Origin of the sequence: Corynebacterium sp. NPDC060344 (assembly GCF_042725215.1) — a bacterium.
Taxonomy (GTDB): Bacteria; Actinomycetota; Actinomycetes; order Mycobacteriales; family Mycobacteriaceae; genus Corynebacterium.
The window spans coordinates 1-2,229 of sequence record NZ_JBHXCS010000035.1 but is presented as its reverse complement, the minus strand read 5'-3'; the positions used below and the strand labels follow the sequence as shown (position 1 = coordinate 2,229).

The following is a 2,229-nucleotide window of genomic DNA, read 5'->3' as shown; positions in this document are numbered from 1 at the left end:
GTCGTGGTGCTGCTGCGGGGCCGGTCCGAGGAAGGTTAGGTGGGGTCGAGCGGGTGGATGCCCGTGCCCTCGTACGCCTCGGGGGTGAGGGAGAGAACGGTGACGGGCTCACCCGTCTTCGCCGCCTGCCAGGCGATTGCCGCCGGGTGGGTGAGGGCCCAGTCGGTGGTGGGCCAGGCGGGCGGCGTCCGGGGCGTGCGTGGCGGTGAAAGGGATGGTCTCGGCGAAGCGCAGGCGTGCGGTGGGCCGCCGGCGCCGGGCGTCGCCCGCTCTGCGGCAAGGACTGACAGGGCCGGGATCAGGACCCGGCCGGTGCCCCTTGACGACTCGATGTAGAGGCGATCGAGCAGGTCTGCCCGGGCCCGCTGGCCCGCTGTCCGGCTGCTGACGTCGGCCATGCCCGCTCCTTGAAGGTTCGCTGGAGGTGCCGGCGCGGGCCGGGACGGATGGGAGGTCTCGGACCGCGCGGGCCGAGCGTAGGCATCGGGCGGGTGCGTGCAGTCCCCCTGCCCGGACCCCTACCGGCCGCGCGGGACCCGCGCCCGCACGGGTCCGCGTACGCCGTCGGCGGCCCTCGCACCACCGCCGACCAGGGCGGTTGGGCCCGGCGGCGCAAGCCGTAACTATCTGCCGTGCAGCTTGCTGCCACCGTTCTGCGCTGGCAGGAAGGAGACACGGCTCCGCACGCTTGGACGTGCAAGGGGCCCGGCCCGGGGAAACAGGTGACCCGTGCCCGGGCGCACATGGCCGCGGCCCCGGGGGACCGCCTGTCGCCGCACGACGTCGCCGGCCCGAGGAGACACCATGACGGTCGCATCCACCACCGCCCCCGAACTGGGGCACGGCACGGCCACGCGCCACCTCATCCACTGCCCGCCCTCCTGGGACCGGTACCTGCTGGAGGCGCCGGGCAGCAGCGAGGAGCACTTCGTGCTCGCCGGGGACATTCCGGCGGCCCACCCGCTGTTCAGCGACGGCCCGGGGCGTTTCCACGACCCTCAGCTGCTGACCGACACGGTGCGGGAGATCGGCGAGTTCGTCGGGCACCAGTACTTCGGGGTGCCCGGGGACCGGGTGGGGCTCTTCCACCGGTTCGCACTGGAGCTCACGGACCTGGCCGGCTGGCGGACCGGAGCGGACCGGGCGCGGCTGCTGACCCGGATCGCGGTGGCGCCCGTGAACGTGGTGGGCGGGGTGCCGCGCGGGCTGGAGTTCCGCCTGGAGGCGGCCATCGACGACGTGGTGTGCGCGGCGGGCAGCGCGGGCCTGGTCTTCCTGATGCCGGTGCTGTACCGCAACCACGTGGCGCAGAGCCGGCGGGCCCCGGACGGCCCGGCCGCGCCCGGCCCTTCGTGGCCGGTGGCCCCGGCCGAGGTGGGCCGGCGCAGCCCCGGCAACGTGGTGGTGCGCGAGGCCGCGCCCGTGGCGCCCGGACCCCGCGCCGACTACGGGCCGGGGCCCGGCCGGCTGGACACGTGGATCGTGCCGCGCCCCTGCGATCCGGTGTTCGCCGGGCCGGGCGGGGGCGGGCTGTCGGGTCTGCTGCTGCTGGAGGGCATGCGCCAGAGCGCCCTGCTGGCCGCCGCGCGCACCGGCGGGATCGAGGCGGGCCGGGCCGTGCAGGACTCCTTCGAGGTCCGCTTCAGCGGGTACGCGGCGGACGACGTGGCACTGCGGTGCGCGGCGGTGGTGCGGGCGGGACGGACCGCCGCGGAGGTCGCCCTGACGGTGACGCAGAACGGCCGGCCGGTCGCGGACGCACGCGCACGCGTGGTCCAGGACTACTAGGAACGGCCGGTCTGATGGAGTTCGGGCTGCTCGGCCCGGTGGAGGTCACCGGCGAACCCACGACCGCGGGGCGGGCGCACGCCCCGAAGGCCGCGAAACTGCGGGTGGTACTGGCCGCCCTGCTGATGCGCGCCGGCGAGGTGGTCTCGGCGCCCGCGCTGATCGACGAGCTGTGGCCGACCGATCCGCCGCGCACGGCGACGACCACCTTGCAGGTGTACGTGTCCCAGTTGCGCAAGATGCTGTGCGCGGCCGACGCCGAGCACGGTCCGCGGACCCTGCTGACCCGGCCGCCCGGCTACACCCTGCAGCTGGGGCCGGCCCGCCTGGACGTCGCGGAGTTCGAGCAGTTGCACGCTCTGGGGCGGGCCGCGCTGGCCGCCGGCGATCCGGAGCGGGCCGCCGCGCTGCAGCGCCGGGCGCTGGCGCTGTGGCGGGGGC

3 protein-coding genes are annotated in these 2,229 nt (G+C 76.0%); 2 read left to right on the top strand and 1 reads right to left on the bottom strand.

The features are described from left to right. Nucleotides 1-35: 35 nt before the first annotated feature. The gene (locus ACFWGD_RS13170) at nucleotides 36-398 is read right to left on the bottom strand and encodes a hypothetical protein (RefSeq protein WP_377779137.1); all 363 of its coding nucleotides are present in this window, start codon (nucleotides 396-398) and stop codon (nucleotides 36-38) included. Between the two features lie 406 nt (nucleotides 399-804). On the opposite strand from ACFWGD_RS13170, the gene ACFWGD_RS13165 reads away from it, so the two are divergent. Both ACFWGD_RS13165 and ACFWGD_RS13160 read left to right on the top strand, forming a co-directional pair. Continuing rightward, nucleotides 805-1,788 carry an AfsA-related hotdog domain-containing protein gene (locus ACFWGD_RS13165; RefSeq protein WP_377779136.1) on the top strand — a complete coding sequence of 328 codons (984 nt, stop codon included), beginning with the start codon at nucleotides 805-807 and terminating at the stop codon, nucleotides 1,786-1,788. 14 nt (nucleotides 1,789-1,802) lie between these two features. Then, nucleotides 1,803-2,229: winged helix-turn-helix domain-containing protein (locus ACFWGD_RS13160; RefSeq protein ID WP_377779135.1), on the top strand; the 427-nt coding region annotated here is incomplete at its 3' end.

Coding starts and splice junctions, on each gene's coding strand:
- ACFWGD_RS13170 (WP_377779137.1), bottom strand. CDS start 398: ATGGCCGACGTCAGCAGCCGGACAGCGGGCCAGCGGGCCCGGGCAGAC.
- ACFWGD_RS13165 (WP_377779136.1), top strand. CDS start 805: ATGACGGTCGCATCCACCACCGCCCCCGAACTGGGGCACGGCACGGCC.